This is a genomic window from Pseudomonas sp. MTM4 (genome assembly GCF_019355055.1).
Lineage (GTDB): Bacteria > Pseudomonadota > Gammaproteobacteria > Pseudomonadales > Pseudomonadaceae > Stutzerimonas.
This window is the reverse complement of the sequence record NZ_CP048411.1, coordinates 3,962,479-3,977,389: the sequence shown is the minus strand read 5'-3', so window position 1 is coordinate 3,977,389 and position 14,911 is coordinate 3,962,479. Positions and strand designations below refer to the sequence as shown.

Sequence of the window (14,911 nt, the reverse complement as noted above, 5' to 3'; positions counted from 1 at the left end):
TTGCAGTATGGCTATGTTCGCTCGCTCGGGTGATCATTCGCCTCCATTTCGAGATGAAACACGAAATCACATGACCGACACCCGTACCACCCGACCAGGCTCCAATCAACCGCCCGAGCACAAGCCACGGCCCTTGATGGATTTGGCGATCAGCATCGTGATCCCATCATTGATCCTGATGAAGCTTAGCGGCGAGAACCGCCTTGGCGCCGACGGCGCGCTCCTGCTGGCGCTGGCGTTTCCGCTCGGTTGGGGTCTGTTCGAACTGGCGAAATATCGTAAATTCAATTGGATCGCCCTGCTGGGCCTCGTCAGCGTGCTGCTTACCGGCGGCATCGGCCTGCTGCAACTCGACCCCCAATGGCTGGCAGTCAAGGAAGCCGCAATTCCCGGCATCATCGGCATTGCGGTACTGGCCTCGACCCGCACCCGCTTCCCGCTGATCCGCACCCTGCTCTACAACCCCAAGGTGCTCAACGTCGACAAGGTCCACGAGCAGCTCGAGCGCAACGGGCAAACCGCTCACTTCGAAACGCGGCTGCTGCGCGCCACCTACTTTCTCAGCGGTACCTTCTTTTTCTCTTCTTTCATGAACTATGTACTGGCCAAATGGATCGTCAACAGCCCGGCCGGCAGTGAAGCCTTCAACGCCGAGCTGGGTCGCATGACCCTGCTCAGCTACCCAATGATCGCGATCCCGAGCATGTTGATGATGATGGCGATCTTCTATTACCTCTGGCGCACCATTCACGGCCTGACCGGCCTGCGCCTCGAGGACATCATCGCCCCGCACGCGCACGCCGATCGGCGTGGTGGAAAATCCTGACCGCCTCGGCGATCACGCCGACATCAGCAGCATCCACAACGGCAGGCTGATCGCCGCGAGCATGGTCGAGAGAAACACCGTCGAACTGACCGCGCGGGTATCGTCCGGATTGGCCACGAAAGCCAGCACGTTCACGCCACTCGGACAGGCCGCCAGCAGCACCAGCACGCTACGTGCTTCATGACTCAGCCCGGGCAACAACCCACTGATGTACCACACCAGCAATGGAAACAAGCCCAGCTTGACGAGCGTCAGCGCCAACGCAGTGGGACTAGGACGCAGCCGATAGCGTGACAAACTGATACCCAGCACCAGCAGTGCGCAAGGCAACGCTGCCAGGGCCAGCCAATCGGCGATGCGCCATATCGACTGCGGCAGACCGAAGCCCGAAACGTTCAGCAAGGCTCCGAGCAACAGCCCCACAATGAGCGGGTTGGCGAGATTCTTCAGCAGCGCCGTGCCACTGACCTTCTGCCCCGAGCCGAACGCGCTGTAGAAGCTCTGCAGCGAAAACAGGATCAGGCTGTGAAAAACCAGGATTGCGAATACGTACACCAGGCTCGCCTGTCCGAGCAACGTGGTCACCAGCGGGATTCCGACCAGCACGTTATTGGAGTAGGCAGCCGTCAATCCCAGCGGCGAAGCGCGCCCCAGCAAACGATGCGCAATCAACCCTACGAAGATGAAGATGGCGAGTACCGGACCAAAATAGGCCAGCAATAGCATCGGCGACATGCCGTCGCTCAGCTGTGCGCGGGCGATACCGGTGAACAGGACGGCCGGCATGAACAACTTGAAAGTGATATTGGCGAGCCCGGTTGCCGCTTCACCAGCGAGCCAACCTCTCCAGCCCAGCAGATAGCCGAGCATGATCAAGCCAAAGATGGGCAGGATTGCCTCAAACACGACCACGCAGCTTCTCCAACGACCGGTACGGCCTCATGCCGCCCCGTAAAAAGGTGGCAAAGAATACCGACTCGCGGACAGGATAACCAACAGGTGTGGCCCCAAGTCACCCCGGGGCAAATCCGATAGGTCAGCCGTCAGATCTGAGGAGGCGCAGCGACAACCGCGGCACCCGTTTCCGCAGTGGCCAATGCGTCGAGCACAACCGACAACTCTTCGTGCCAGTCATGCGTAGCGATGCCAAAGGTTGTTTCGAAACGGGTGCAATCGAGCACGGACCAGGCCGGCCGACGCGCGGGCGTCGGGTATTGTGCGGTCGTGATCGAAGATACCTGTGGTTGTTTAGGAAGCATGCCCTTGACTGCTGCCTGGCGGAAAATCTCTACAGCAAAATCGAACCAAGTACAGGGCGAACGGCCGCTGTAGTGATAGAGCCCCCAAGCAAGCGCGCCTTCACGTGCATATCGCTGAGCCAGCTGCAGTAGCACATCGGCAATGCTGCCGGCCTGGGTAGGGCAGCCAAACTGATCAGCGACCACCGAAAGCGAGTCACGCTGACGCCCCAGGCGCAGCATCGTCTTGACGAAATTGTGGCCATGCGCGCCATACACCCAGCTGGTTCGCAGAATCAGATGCTCATCCAACACAGCCCGGATGGCGTCTTCACCAGCCAGCTTGCTCGCACCGTACACGCCCGTTGGTTCGACTTCGTCTTCTTCGCGGTAAGGCTCTCGGGCTTCGCCGGAAAACACGTAATCAGTGGAGATGTGCAGCAATGGGATGCAGGCATACCGGGCGGCTTCGGCCAATCTGGCCGCCCCCTCACGGTTCACTGCGAACGCCTGCTCGCTATGCGTCTCGGCATTGTCGACGTGGGTGTAGGCGGCCGCGTTGATGATCATCCCCGGCTTGAGCAGGGCTACGACAGCTGCCACCTGATCAGCATCGGTAATGTCCAGCTGCTCCCGGGTCATGCTAAGCGCCTCGAGACCATACTTATTCGCACGGTCTACCAACTCGTGGCCGACTTGGCCACCGGCACCGCATACAAGGATTCGCATCTGGTTATCACCTCATTCAAAGCTCGCTAGTAACGGCAAGCACGATTCGTAAAGCAGATTCGATACAGGCCCATCGCGCTGAAACCGCCGAGATAGCGCGGCTCAAGCACATTCAGGCCAGCATAAACGAATTTTGTTCCGTCGAAAGCAAGGCTGATAAGAATTATTCCCAGCTCGTCGGAAGCATGGCGGGGCCGTGATGACAACTTCATGAAGACAAATCGCAAGCGGGCGGTGCCAACACGCGTGAAACTCGACACCGCCGGTGGGGACCAATCTGAAAGAGGTGGTGTTATGGCGGAACCTACGGCGTGCCCAAGCCTGTAGGCCTCGCATCGTTCATGCTTGTGGAGGAATCGTTATGCCTAGAGGTGAAAAATCCAAGTACACCGATAAACAGCAACGCAAAGCCGAACATATCGAACAGAGCTATGAGGAGCGCGGTGTGCCCGAGAAGGAAGCCGAAGCACGTGCGTGGGCCACGGTGAACAAGCAATCTGGCGGCGGCGAGCGCAAGGGTGGGTCGGGGCAGAACAAAAGCGAGACAGCCAAGCGCGCCGACCGCAAGGATTCTTCTCATCGCGCAGCGAAAGCACGCTCCGGCGATTCACCCAACAAGGGCTCGGCGCGTAGCAATCGCTCCGGCAGTAGCTCGCTCACCGAACTGACGCGGGACGAACTGATGCAGAAAGCCCGTGAGCGTGACGTCCGCGGTCGGTCGAAGATGCGCAAGGACGAGCTGATCAAGGCACTCAGCTGATGGAAACCGACATGCATGATCCCGATCCGCGGGACGATGGAACGCCGAGCCCCTTTCCATATCCAGAGCGCAAGGAGCCCGATCAACCGGTGCCTATCGAAGACCCCGACGACCCTGATCAGTCGGAGAAAGGCGGAGCCGGCTAAACTTTCCAGCTCCTCATCCATCACAGCTAAAGCCCAGCGAGACGCCAACAGGCGCGGCGGTATGGCTAAACAGCCCTATTGAATTCAGGAGACCGTGATGAGCTATGTACAACTGAGCGACAAACAGACCTTGCGCGAGCGTGCCCGGCAGCATGTCGAAAACGGTGCGGTGACCGAAAGCTATTCAGCAGACCGCGACACCGTGATCAATCTGCTCAACGAGGCATTGGCCACCGAGCTGGTCTGCTACCTGCGCTACAAGCGCCATTACTACATGGCGACTGGATTGAAATCGAGCGTTGCCGCAGCAGAGTTCCTTGAGCACGCCAACGAAGAGCAGGAACATGCCGACCGACTGGCCGAGCGTATCGTGCAGCTGGGCGGCGCACCCGACTTCAATCCGGACAGCCTTACCGAGCGATCACATGCGCAATATGCCGAAGGCAACGGCCTGCGCGACATGGTCTTCGAAAACCTGGTTGCCGAGCGCATCGCCATCGACAGCTACCGCGAGATCGTTCAGTACATCGGCGACAAGGACCCAACCACACGACGGATCTTCGAGGATATTCTCGCGCAGGAAGAAGAACACGCCGATGACATGGCCAGCCTGCTCGACGGCATGAACTGAGACTGCAAGCTGCAGCCTGCAAGGATTGTCGGATCGATGGAGGACGCTTAGATACCGGCGGGTGTCTAGAAAAGCACGGTCAAGTGTGGCCCGTAGATGAGGTTGGCGCGCTTGAAGCTTGAAGCAAAAAAAGGCCACCCGAAGGTGGCCTCAAAAAGGAAAGGAGAGTACTGCTCAGCCGGCAGCTGCCGGGCGCATGTAGGAGATCGGTGCGGTCTGGGAATCATCGAACGTCACCATCTCCCACGCGTCCTTCTGTTCCATCAAGGTGCGCAGCAAACGATTGTTCAATGCATGTCCGGATTTAAAGCCGCGGAATTCGCCGATCAAACTGGTGCCCAGCAAGTAAAGATCACCGATCGCATCGAGAATCTTGTGCTTCACGAACTCGTCCTCATAACGCAGGCCGTCTTCGTTGAGCACGTGGTCTTCGTCAACCACAATCGCGTTTTCAACGCTTCCACCCAAAGCCAGATTGTGCGAGCGGAGGAACTCGATGTCGCGCATGAAACCGAACGTCCGTGCACGACTGACTTCCTTGACAAAGGAAGTGCTGGAGAAATCCACGCTGGCGGTTTGGGTGCGACCGCGGAAAACCGGATGGTCGAAGTCGATCTCGAAACTCACTTTGAAGCCTTCGAATGGTATGAACGTGGCGCGCTTGTCGCCGTCCTCCACCGTGACCTCGCGGATGATGCGGATGAATTTCTTGGGGGCGTCCTGCTCCTGCAGGCCGGCTGATTGAATCAGGAATACGAAGGGGCCAGCGCTACCGTCCATGATCGGCACTTCCGATGCGGAAAGCTCGACATAAGCGTTATCGATGCCAAGTCCAGCCATGGCCGAAAGCAAATGCTCCACCGTGTCGACTTTGACGTCACCGCTTACCAGCGTGGTCGACATGGTTGTCTCGCCGACGTTCTCGGCCCGTGCGGCAATCTGCACGGGCGGGTTGAGATCGGTGCGACAGAACACGATTCCAGTATCCACGGGTGCCGGCTTCAGGGTCAGGTATACCTTTTCCCCCGAATGCAGGCCGACGCCAGTGGCGCGAATGATGTTCTTCAAGGTGCGTTGTCTGATCATGGCTTGATTTCGCTATTGCGCTGTTGCGAATGGTTTCCAACAAAGGTGGCGATCATAGCAGAACCCCAGTTTGCTGAATACCAATCAACCCAATACTCCTGATAAATCAAATCAATCAGCCTGGCGACGCAGAAAGGCCGGAATATCAAGGTAATCCAAGTCCTCCTGAGGATTCATTTTCGCCGCAGTCGCCACGTTGGCCTGATTGCGCATGATGGTCGGGCGGTCCAGATCACGGTAGTTCACCGCTGCCTGATCCTGACGTGGAGCCGGCGCTGCCTGCGGCGCGACCGCTGCGGTCTGCAGGGTATTGTCGACAACCTTGACCGGTTTCTCATTACGCGGGCCGAGTCCCGTAGCGACGACGGTAACGTGCAGTTCGTCGAGCATATCGGGATCGATCACAGCACCCACCTTGACGGTCGCTTCATCGGACGCGAACGCCTCGATGATCTCGCCGACGGCAGCGTATTCACCGAGCGAAAGATCCAGACCAGCGGTGATGTTGACCAAAATGCCGCGAGCACCCTGCAGATTGACGTCTTCTAGCAGCGGGTTGCGGATAGCCGCCTCGGTAGCTTCGCGAGCGCGGTTGGGGCCGGTTGCGCACCCCGTACCCATCATCGCCATGCCCATTTCCCCCATGACGGTTTTTACATCGGCGAAGTCGACGTTCATCAGGCCTGGGCGTTGCATGATGTCGGAAATACCGCGCACGGCGCCGGTGAGTACGTCGTCGGCCTTGGCGAAAGCCGCGAGCAGGCTCGCATCCTTGCCCAGGATGGTCAGCAGCTTTTCGTTGGGAATGGTGATCAGCGAGTCGACGCACTCGGAGAGCTGACGAATGCCCTCGTCGGCGACCTGCATGCGACGACGCCCCTCGAACGGGAACGGGCGAGTCACCACTGCTACGGTCAGGATGCCCATTTCCTTGGCAACCGAAGCGATGACCGGCGCGGCGCCGGTACCGGTACCACCGCCCATGCCGGTGGTGATGAACACCATGTCAGCGCCCTGCAGCACCTCGGCAATGCGCTCACGGTCATCCATGGCAGCCTGACGACCAATATCGGGATTGGTGCCGGCGCCCAGGCCTTTGGTAATAGCGGAACCCAACTGCAGTACGGTCCGCGCTTCGATTTTCTTCAGCGCCTGAGCATCGGTGTTGGCGCAGATGAATTCGACGCCTTCGACGCTGTTGCGCACCATGTGATTGACGGCGTTGCCGCCGCCTCCGCCTACGCCAATGACCTTAATCACTGCACTCTGCGGGGTATGATCTACGAGTTCGAACATTTCCCTCTCTCCTTCCAGCTTTCTAGTTGTGGTTACTGCTACTGCCGCACTGCTCAGAAATTGCCTTGGATCCAGCTTTTGAGCCGGTCCACGACAGATGTTTTGGGTTCTTCGGCGAAGTTGCCGAGACCGGACATGGTCGTGCCATCGGTCTGCTTGCGCATGCCGTACAGCAACAGGCCCACGCCCGTTGAATAGATAGGATTGCGGACCACATCCGTGAGTCCGTTGATGCTGTGCGGTACGCCCAGGCGCACCGGCATGTGAAAGATTTCCTCGGCCAGCTCGACGGCGCCTTCCATCTTCGCCGTACCGCCGGTGAGAACGATCCCTGCCGGGACCAGATCCTCGTAGCCGCTTCGACGCAGCTCAGCCTGGATCAATGTAAAGAGTTCGTCATAACGCGGCTCCACGACTTCGGCCAACGCCTGGCGTGAGAGTTCCCGCGGCGGACGATCCCCGACGCTCGGTACCTTGATGGTTTCGCCGGGGCCCGCCAGCTTGGCCAGCGCGCAGGCGTAGCGGATCTTGATCTCTTCGGCGTACTGGGTCGGCGTACGCAGAGCCATGGCGATGTCATTGGTGACCTGATCACCGGCGATCGGAATGACCGCGGTATGCCGAATCGCTCCTTCGGTGAAGATGCAGATGTCGGTTGTGCCGCCGCCGATATCCACCAGGCAGACGCCCAGTTCTTTTTCATCGTCGGTCAGGACGGCGTGGGCCGATGCGAGTTGTTCCAGAATGATGTCGTCGACTTCCAGGCCGCAGCGACGTACGCACTTTTCGATGTTCTGCGCTGCGTTGACGGCGCAAGTAACGACATGAACCTTCGCTTCCAGACGCACGCCGGACATGCCCAACGGCTCACGGACGCCCTCCTGGTTATCGATCACATAATCCTGCGGAAGCGTATGCAGCACCCGCTGATCAGCCGGAATCGCCACCGCTTGCGCGGCATCGAGCACGCGTTCTAGATCCGCTGTACTGACCTCGCGATCCCGGATCGCGACGATGCCATGGGAGTTGAGGCTGCGGATATGGTTGCCGGCTAGACCGACGAAGGCGGAGTGGATGCGGCAGCCGGCCATCAGCTGCGCTTCTTCGACGGCACGCTGGATCGACTGAACGGTGGACTCGATGTTGACCACCACGCCCTTCTTCAGGCCACGCGACGGATGGGTGCCGATCCCGACGATTTCGAGTTCGCCGTCCGGCGTCACTTCGCCCACCAGCGCCACCACCTTGGAGGTGCCGATGTCGAGGCCGACGATCATCTTGCCGCTTTGCACGCTAGACATGTGTTTCATTCCTCAATTCTTCGCAACGACGGATTCGTCCGTCGTGGTCGGGCTCGGCTCGCGCCACGCAACGGCCAGGCCATTGGCGTAGCGGAGGTCGATCCGCGCAATTCTTTCGCTCTCCGGCGCCAGCTCCTGCTGATAGATGGCCGTGAAGCGCCGCATTTTTTCGATTATCTGATCCCTTCCCAGTAACAGCTCGACGCCCTGCCTGGTCGTCAAGAACCAGCTGCCCCGAGCCCGCAATTCCAGACGGGCAATGGAGAACCCGAGCGGCCGAAGCATCTGGCTAAGCATCTGGTATTGCTGCATCACTCGCTGCTGGGCCCGTTTCGGACCATGCAACTGCGGCAGGTGTTCATACTGAGCTAGGTCATTGGGCGCAAAGGCCTGACCGTTGTTGTTCAACAGCGCCTCATCGCCCCAACGGGCGATGGGCAATTGCTCATCGAGGCGCACCATGACCTCATCCGGCCAGATACGGCGCGCTTCCACGTGCGCGATCCATGGCATCTGCTCCAGATCGCGACGCAGGGCATCGAGATCGACCTTGAAGAAGCTGGCTTCGACGAAAGGAGCCATGCGCGCCTGCACGACCTGTTGATCGACATAGCTCAGCTCGCCCCGAACGCTGACCTTGGCGATGGGCCGATCGGCATAAGGCGCGAGCCGCTCGCCCAGTTCGTAAAGCCCGACCACCAGCGCAACCAATAGCACCGGCCAGAGAACACGCTTGAGCGAACTCAGGCTTGGGCGCGGCAGGCGCGCTGAAAGCGGTTCACGTTGCACCAGCCGGCTCGCACCCCGCTGCGCCGGTTTGCGCGAAGCGCGGCCGGTAGCGGGTTGCGAGTGACGTAGCGTGGTAATCATGGATCAGTTACCTGCCGCCAGGCTGGCATCGAGAATGGCCAGCACCAGCTGCTGGAAATCCAGCCCAGCCGCGCGCGCCGCCATCGGCACCAGACTGTGATCGGTCATTCCCGGAACGGTGTTAACCTCCAGCAGCCAGAAGGCGCCGGTGCTGTCCTGCATGACGTCGACACGCGCCCAGCCCTGAATACCCACGGCCTCGCAGGCACGGGCGGAAAGATTTTTGAGTTCTTCTTCCTTGGCCGCATCCAGACCGCAGGGAATGCGGTACTGGGTATCGCTGGCCAGATACTTGGCGTCGTAGTCATAAAAGGTGTGCGGGGTACCCAGCCCGATCGGCGGCAAGACCGAACCGCGAAGCGTGGCGACCGTGTATTCCGGCCCTTGAATCCATTGCTCGACCAACACCTGAGAGTCATAGGCACTGGCAGCGCGCCAAGCGGCAATCAGCTCGGCGATGCCGCCGACCTTGGCCATGCCGATGCTGGAACCTTCATGCGCGGGTTTGACGATCAGCGGAAAGCCCAGGCTGTCGGCCGCAGCGTGACAGTCAGCCTCAGTCGTCAGCACGGTATGGCGCGGGGTTGGCAGACCGAGGCTCTGCCACACCTGCTTGGTGCGCAGCTTGTCCATGGCCAGCGCCGACGCAAGAATGCCACTGCCGGTATAGGGGATGCCGGCGCACTCGAGCAGGCCCTGCATGCTGCCATCTTCGCCGCCACGGCCGTGCAGCACGATGAAGGCGCGGTCAACATGCTCGCTGTTCAGGCGAGCCAGCACATCGTCGCCAACGTCGATGCCGAACGCATCGACACCCGCCGACTGTAGCGCGCCCAGTACGGCAGCACCGGACTTCAGCGACACTTCGCGTTCGGCACTCTTGCCGCCGAACAGCACGGCAACCCGGCCGAACGCCTTGGGATCACGGGTCGATTGCAGGCCAGTCATTCACTCTTCCTCGCGGCATCGCCAGCAAACAGGGGACTGTTGATCAATTGGGGAGCCAGTCCGCCGATGTCTCCGGCGCCTTGGCAGAGCAGAATGTCGCCAGCGCGCAGCAGCGGTTTGACCAGCGGCGCCAGTTCGACACCGCGCTCGATATAGATCGGATCGAGCTGGCCGCGCTGACGAATGCTGTGGCACAGGTGGCGGCTGTCGGCGCCAGGAATCGGCTCCTCGCCTGCCGGATAGACTTCCATCAGCAGCAGCACATTGGCATCGGTCAGCACCTGAACGAAATCGTCGTACAGATCGCGGGTTCGGCTGAAACGATGAGGCTGATAGACCATCACCAGACGACGCTCGGGCCAGCCGCCACGTACGGCCTGAATCACCGCGGCGACTTCACGTGGGTGATGACCGTAATCGTCGACCAGCATCACACTGCCGCCATCCACCGGCAGCTCGCCATAGACCTGGAAGCGTCGGCCGACACCTCCAAACTCCGACAAACCCTGGACGATGGCGCCATCATCGATGCCCTCGTCAGTCGCGATGGCGATCGTTGCCAGCGCATTGAGGACGTTGTGCTTGCCCGGCATGTTGACCGAAACATCGAGCGCATCGCAGCCATCGCGCAGCACCGTGAAGTAGGTACGCATGCCTTCCTGGCGGATGCTGACGGCCCGCACATCGGCATCTTCGCTGAGGCCATAGGTGGTGATCGGGCGGCCAATCTGGGGGATGATCTCGCGCACCACCGGATCATCTACGCAGAGCACCGCAAGCCCGTAGAACGGCAGGTTGTGCAGGAACTCCACGAAGGTGCGCTTGAGCTTGCCGAAGTCACCGCCATAGGTGCTCATGTGGTCGGCATCGATGTTGGTGACCACGGCGACCATCGGCTGCAGGTGCAGGAAGCTGGCGTCGCTCTCGTCGGCTTCGGCAATCAGATAGCGACTGCTACCCAGCTGCGCATTGGTTCCGGCCGCCGTCAGGCGCCCGCCGATGACGAAGGTCGGATCGAGTCCGCCCGCAGCAAACACCGATGCCAGCAGGCTGGTCGTGGTGGTCTTGCCGTGGGTGCCGGCAACCGCGATCCCGTGGCGATAGCGCATCAGCTCGGCAAGCATCTCGGCACGCGGCACCACCGGGATCCGCTGTTCAAGCGCAAATGCGACCTCGGGGTTGGAGGCATTCACCGCACTGGAAACCACCAGCACATCGGCCCCGGCCACATTGCCGGCCTGATGTCCGATATAGATCTGCGCACCGAAATTCTGCAGACGCTCGGTGCTAGCCGATTCTTTCAGATCCGAGCCGGAGACGTCGTAGCCGAGATTCAGCAGGACTTCTGCGATGCCGCACATGCCGACGCCGCCAATACCGACAAAATGAATCCTGCGGATGCGGCGCATGCGACGTACTTCGGCCTTAACCGCTGCGGGAGACTTAGCCATGCGCCACCTCCAGGCAGATATCAACGACGGTACGGGTGGCGTCCGGCCGAGCCAGGCGGCGTGCCGTGGCCCCCATGGTCTTGAGTTTTTCCGGCTGCATCATTACCTCGGTCAGCTGCGCGGCCAGCGCGGCAGCATCGGTCTTTGCTTGTAGGAGAAGAACGGCTGCGCCCTCCTTCGCCAGATATTCGGCGTTGCGGGTCTGGTGATCGTCGATCGCATGGGGCAAAGGCACCAGGAACGATGGCAACCCGGCCGCGGCCAGCTCACAGACGGTTAGCGCACCCGCGCGGCAGATCACCAGGTCGGCCCAGGCGTAGGCACGGGCCATGTCTTTAATGAAGGGAGCGACTTCGGCCTCGACACCCGCGGCGGTATAGCGCTCCCGGGTGATGTCGGCGTGCTGCTTGCCCGCCTGATGGAACACCTCGGGACGCAGTTCCTGCGCCAATTGGCCGAGGGCTTCGGGCAACAGTTTGTTCAATGGCTCGGCGCCCAGACTGCCACCCAGCACCAGCAGACGAGGACGACGCCCTAGCAGCGTTTGCCGGGGCGTTTCGAGAAACAGTTCATGGCGCACCGGATTACCGGTCGTGCGGCGCTTCGCGCTGTTGGCGAAGGTATTCGGAAAGGCCTCGCAGACCCGCTGCGCGAACGGCACCAGACCACGATTGGCGGTCCCAGCGACGGCATTCTGCTCATGGATCACCAACGGCACACCGGCCAGCTTCGCGGCCAAACCGCCTGGACCCGTCACATAGCCACCGAGCCCCAGCACGCAGACCGGCTTGAGCTCCCGCATGATCCGACGGGCTTGCCCGAGTGAACGCAGCAGCTGGAAAGGAGCCTTGAGTAACGACGCCACGCCTTTGCCCCGCAGCCCGCTCACTTGGATCAGATGCAGCGGCAGACCGGCGGCCGGCACCACTTCGTTCTCGATCCCGCGAGGCGTGCCCAGCCAATGCACGCTGTAGCCGCGGCTCTGGAATTCATGCGCACAGGCCAGCGCCGGGAAAACGTGCCCGCCGGTGCCGCCGGCCATGATCAGTACGTTAGCGGCCATGGGCGACCCCCTTGACCTTGGATTCCGGCACTTCGGCGAAGTCTTCTTCGCTGAACTCGGCGTCTTCGCTACCCAATACGGTGCGGCTCTCCCACTCGATACGCAGCAACAAAGCCATGCTGGCGCAGGTCACCACCAGCGAACTGCCGCCATAGCTCAGGAATGGCAAGGTCAGCCCCTTCGTCGGTAGAAGACCAACGTTCACACCGACGTTGATCAGAAACTGTCCGAGCCACAAAAACGCCACGCCCCAGGCGATGTAAGCGGCGAAGAACTGGCGTGCGCGCTCGGCTGCCAGCCCGATATACAGAGCGCGTACGCCGACGAAGGCGAACAGCAAAATCGTTAGCAACGCACCGACCATGCCGAGTTCTTCCGCCAGCACAGAAAACACGAAATCGGTATGCGCTTCAGGCAGGTAGAACTGCTTCTGCACGCTGTTACCCAGACCGACACCGAGCCATTCGCCCCGCCCGAACGCAATCAACGCCTGGGTCAATTGGTAGCCGGCACCATACTGATCAGCCCAGGGGTCGGTGAAGGTGATCAACCGCTGCAGGCGATACTCCTGAGTCTGCACCAGGATGAACACCGCGCCGACCGCCAGCAGCACCAGCAGGCTGAAGCGGATCAAGCCGACACCACCGAGGAACAGCATCGCCACCGCCGCGCCCATCATGACGACGGTCGCACCGAAGTCGGGCTCGAGCAGCAACAGCATCGCCATCGGCAGCAGCACCAAGAATGGCTTGAGAAAGCCCCAGAGGCTTTCGCGTACTTCTTGCTGACGGCGCACGAGATAACCGGCGAGATAGACCACGACGAAGAGCTTGGCCAACTCCGACGGCTGCACGTTGAAGGCGCCGAAGCCGATCCAGCGCATGGAGCCGTTGACCTCGCGACCGATGCCCGGAATCAGTACCAGGATCAGTAACGCAAACGCGGCTAACAGCAGCATCCAGTCCGACCGCTGCCATACGGACAAGGGCACCAACAACACGGCCGCCGCGGCCCCCAGACCGAGCAGCACGTACACCAGATGGCGAACCATGTGGTACAGCGAATTGCCGGCATTCACCGCAGCGACCTCCGAGGACGCTGAGGTAATCATCACGAGCCCCAGGCCCAGCAGCGCCAGACAACCCGCGAGCATCGGGAAATCGAGATCCAGGCCACGGCGGCTGAATAGCGGAGAGGGCGCACTGCGCAGGAACGCGAGCATCAGTTGAGCGCCCCCACCGCAGCGGCGAACTGACGTCCGCGATCTTCGAAATTGACGAACATGTCGAGGCTGGCGCAGGCCGGCGACAGCAATACCGCATCGCCAGACTGCGCCAGCTCGGCCGCCTGCTGCACGGCCTCCTGCAGGGTCTGGACACGGTGAATCGGCGCGGCACCATCGAGCGCAGCCGCGAGCAGCTCGGCATCACGCCCCAGCAGAACGACGTGGCGGCAGTGATGCGAAACCGGGCTACGCAGCCCCGAGAAATCGGCACCCTTGCCATCGCCGCCGGCAATCAACACCAGCTTGCCGTCGATATCGCTGCCCAGACCATCGATGGCGGCCAGCGCAGCGCCCACGTTGGTCGCCTTGGAGTCGTCGTAATAATGAACGCCCTTGCGCTCACCCACCCACTGGCAGCGATGGGCAAGACCGGCGAAGCGGCGCAACGTAGCGAGCATCGGTTCGAACGGCAGCCCCGCCGCATGCCCTAGGGCCAGAGCGGCCAGAGCGTTGGATTGGTTGTGCGCACCGCGAATCTTCAACTGATTAGCAGGCATCAGAGCATCGAACTGGAAGGCCAGATACTTTTCCCCGTTCTCCTCGAACAGCCCAAAGCCCTTGAAGTCAGGTTTGCCAAGGCCGAACGACCATGCCGGCACGTCATCACCGATCAACGGACGGCTCAGACGATCGTCACGATTGATCACGACTTGCCGTGCGCCGCGGAAAATCCGGTGCTTGGCCTGGTGATACGCCGGCAGCCCTTCGTAGCGATCCATGTGGTCTTCGCTAATGTTCAGGCAGGTCGCAACCTGTGCGTTCAGCTGATCGGTGGTTTCCAACTGGAAGCTGGAGAGTTCCAGCACATAGAGCTCGACGTCGTCGTCAAGCAAATCCAGTGCGGGGGTTCCGAGATTTCCGCCCACCGCGACCTTGCGACCGGCTGCGGCGGCCATCTCGCCGACCAACGTGGTTACGGTGCTTTTCGCATTGGAGCCGGTAATCGCGATGATCGGCGCCTTGGCTTCGCGAGCGAACAGCTCGATGTCGCCTGACAGCTTCACGCCTCTGGACGCGGCAACTTGAAGCGCCGGTGTGCTGAGCGGCAGGCCGGGGCTGACCAGCAGTTCGCTGGCGCGGCAGAGAAACTCGGCATCAAGCTCGCCACAACGGACTTCGACGTCCGGATACTGTGCTCGCAGAGTGGCCAGTTCCGGCGGATTCGCGCGCGTATCGGCCACGGCAAACGGCACGCCACGGCTCGCCAGATGGCGAACTAGGGACATGCCGCTCTTGCCGAGACCGACGACGATGCGGAACTGATCGGAAGCGATGAGCACT

General features: G+C 61.0%; 15 protein-coding genes. 4 read left to right on the top strand and 11 right to left on the bottom strand.

The genetic code is table 11. The features are described 5' to 3' along the window. The first annotated feature begins 70 nt into the window (after nt 1-70). A complete protein-coding gene (locus tag GYM54_RS18320) occupies nt 71-826 on the top strand; it encodes a VC0807 family protein (protein WP_197445803.1) in 756 nt (251 codons plus the stop codon). A 12-nt stretch (nt 827-838) separates the two neighbouring features. Here the strand turns inward: GYM54_RS18320 and GYM54_RS18315 are convergent, their stop codons facing one another. After that, nucleotides 839-1,738 carry an AEC family transporter gene (locus GYM54_RS18315; RefSeq protein WP_197445802.1) on the bottom strand — a complete coding sequence of 300 codons (900 nt, stop codon included), beginning with the start codon at nt 1,736-1,738 and terminating at the stop codon, nt 839-841. Between the two features lie 131 nt (nt 1,739-1,869). Beyond that, nucleotides 1,870-2,793 carry a dTDP-4-dehydrorhamnose reductase gene (rfbD, locus tag GYM54_RS18310; RefSeq protein ID WP_181100152.1) on the bottom strand — a complete coding sequence of 308 codons (924 nt, stop codon included), beginning with the start codon at nt 2,791-2,793 and terminating at the stop codon, nt 1,870-1,872. Between the two features lie 361 nt (nt 2,794-3,154). Between rfbD and GYM54_RS18305 the strand changes: the two genes are divergently transcribed. The 3 genes from GYM54_RS18305 (at nt 3,155) to GYM54_RS18300 (ending at nt 4,330) form a co-directional block, all read left to right on the top strand. Beyond that, nucleotides 3,155-3,553 (top strand): Rho termination factor N-terminal domain-containing protein, encoded by a 399-nt coding sequence (locus GYM54_RS18305; protein ID WP_131649962.1) that lies wholly within the window; start codon nt 3,155-3,157, stop codon nt 3,551-3,553. Between the two features lie 11 nt (nt 3,554-3,564). Beyond that, nucleotides 3,565-3,699, top strand: coding sequence for a hypothetical protein (locus GYM54_RS21780; RefSeq protein WP_257626589.1), 135 nt, complete (start codon nt 3,565-3,567; stop codon nt 3,697-3,699). A gap of 97 nt (nt 3,700-3,796) precedes the next feature. Continuing rightward, entirely contained in the window at nt 3,797-4,330 is a 534-nt protein-coding gene (locus GYM54_RS18300) for a bacterioferritin (protein WP_131649961.1), read from the top strand. 174 nt (nt 4,331-4,504) lie between these two features. Here GYM54_RS18300 and lpxC read toward each other — a convergent pair whose 3' ends face one another. From lpxC to murD, 9 genes are all read right to left on the bottom strand, one after another. After that, nucleotides 4,505-5,416: a UDP-3-O-acyl-N-acetylglucosamine deacetylase gene (gene lpxC / locus GYM54_RS18295; protein WP_131649960.1), complete on the bottom strand. Its 912-nt coding sequence runs from the start codon at nt 5,414-5,416 to the stop codon at nt 4,505-4,507. A gap of 111 nt (nt 5,417-5,527) precedes the next feature. Next, complete coding sequence (gene ftsZ / locus GYM54_RS18290) at nt 5,528-6,712, bottom strand: cell division protein FtsZ (protein ID WP_131649959.1); 1,185 nt, start codon at nt 6,710-6,712, stop codon at nt 5,528-5,530. A 53-nt stretch (nt 6,713-6,765) separates the two neighbouring features. Further along, the gene (gene ftsA, locus GYM54_RS18285; RefSeq protein WP_181100150.1) at nt 6,766-8,013 is read right to left on the bottom strand and encodes a cell division protein FtsA; all 1,248 of its coding nucleotides are present in this window, start codon (nt 8,011-8,013) and stop codon (nt 6,766-6,768) included. Nucleotides 8,014-8,025: 12 nt separating this feature from the next. Continuing rightward, nucleotides 8,026-8,883 (bottom strand): cell division protein FtsQ/DivIB, encoded by an 858-nt coding sequence (locus GYM54_RS18280; protein WP_131649957.1) that lies wholly within the window; start codon nt 8,881-8,883, stop codon nt 8,026-8,028. Between the two features lie 3 nt (nt 8,884-8,886). After that, a complete protein-coding gene (locus GYM54_RS18275; protein ID WP_181100148.1) occupies nt 8,887-9,831 on the bottom strand; it encodes a D-alanine--D-alanine ligase in 945 nt (314 codons plus the stop codon). Continuing rightward, entirely contained in the window at nt 9,828-11,282 is a 1,455-nt protein-coding gene (gene murC / locus GYM54_RS18270; RefSeq protein WP_131649955.1) for a UDP-N-acetylmuramate--L-alanine ligase, read from the bottom strand. Before murC ends, GYM54_RS18275 begins: the two co-directional genes overlap by 4 nt. Next, the gene (murG, locus tag GYM54_RS18265; RefSeq protein ID WP_197445801.1) at nt 11,275-12,345 is read right to left on the bottom strand and encodes an undecaprenyldiphospho-muramoylpentapeptide beta-N-acetylglucosaminyltransferase; all 1,071 of its coding nucleotides are present in this window, start codon (nt 12,343-12,345) and stop codon (nt 11,275-11,277) included. The genes murC and murG overlap by 8 nt, the downstream gene beginning before the upstream one ends. Further along, the gene (ftsW, locus tag GYM54_RS18260) at nt 12,335-13,567 is read right to left on the bottom strand and encodes a putative lipid II flippase FtsW (RefSeq protein ID WP_131649953.1); all 1,233 of its coding nucleotides are present in this window, start codon (nt 13,565-13,567) and stop codon (nt 12,335-12,337) included. The genes murG and ftsW overlap by 11 nt, the downstream gene beginning before the upstream one ends. Continuing rightward, nucleotides 13,567-14,910, bottom strand: a complete 1,344-nt coding sequence (murD, locus tag GYM54_RS18255) for a UDP-N-acetylmuramoyl-L-alanine--D-glutamate ligase (protein ID WP_131649952.1) — start codon at nt 14,908-14,910, stop codon at nt 13,567-13,569. Before murD ends, ftsW begins: the two co-directional genes overlap by 1 nt. Nucleotide 14,911: the final 1 nt, after the last annotated feature.

Excerpts from the sequence above, each read along its gene's own strand:
- GYM54_RS18320 (WP_197445803.1), top strand. The coding sequence starts at position 71 with ATGACCGACACCCGTACCACCCGACCAGGCTCCAATCAACCGCCCGAG.
- rfbD (WP_181100152.1), bottom strand. The coding sequence starts at position 2,793 with ATGCGAATCCTTGTATGCGGTGCCGGTGGCCAAGTCGGCCACGAGTTG.
- GYM54_RS18305 (WP_131649962.1), top strand. The coding sequence starts at position 3,155 with ATGCCTAGAGGTGAAAAATCCAAGTACACCGATAAACAGCAACGCAAA.
- GYM54_RS21780 (WP_257626589.1), top strand. The coding sequence starts at position 3,565 with ATGCATGATCCCGATCCGCGGGACGATGGAACGCCGAGCCCCTTTCCA.
- GYM54_RS18300 (WP_131649961.1), top strand. The coding sequence starts at position 3,797 with ATGAGCTATGTACAACTGAGCGACAAACAGACCTTGCGCGAGCGTGCC.
- lpxC (WP_131649960.1), bottom strand. The coding sequence starts at position 5,416 with ATGATCAGACAACGCACCTTGAAGAACATCATTCGCGCCACTGGCGTC.
- ftsZ (WP_131649959.1), bottom strand. The coding sequence starts at position 6,712 with ATGTTCGAACTCGTAGATCATACCCCGCAGAGTGCAGTGATTAAGGTC.
- ftsA (WP_181100150.1), bottom strand. The coding sequence starts at position 8,013 with ATGTCTAGCGTGCAAAGCGGCAAGATGATCGTCGGCCTCGACATCGGC.
- GYM54_RS18280 (WP_131649957.1), bottom strand. The coding sequence starts at position 8,883 with ATGATTACCACGCTACGTCACTCGCAACCCGCTACCGGCCGCGCTTCG.
- GYM54_RS18275 (WP_181100148.1), bottom strand. The coding sequence starts at position 9,831 with ATGACTGGCCTGCAATCGACCCGTGATCCCAAGGCGTTCGGCCGGGTT.
- murC (WP_131649955.1), bottom strand. The coding sequence starts at position 11,282 with ATGGCTAAGTCTCCCGCAGCGGTTAAGGCCGAAGTACGTCGCATGCGC.
- murG (WP_197445801.1), bottom strand. The coding sequence starts at position 12,345 with ATGGCCGCTAACGTACTGATCATGGCCGGCGGCACCGGCGGGCACGTT.
- ftsW (WP_131649953.1), bottom strand. The coding sequence starts at position 13,567 with ATGCTCGCGTTCCTGCGCAGTGCGCCCTCTCCGCTATTCAGCCGCCGT.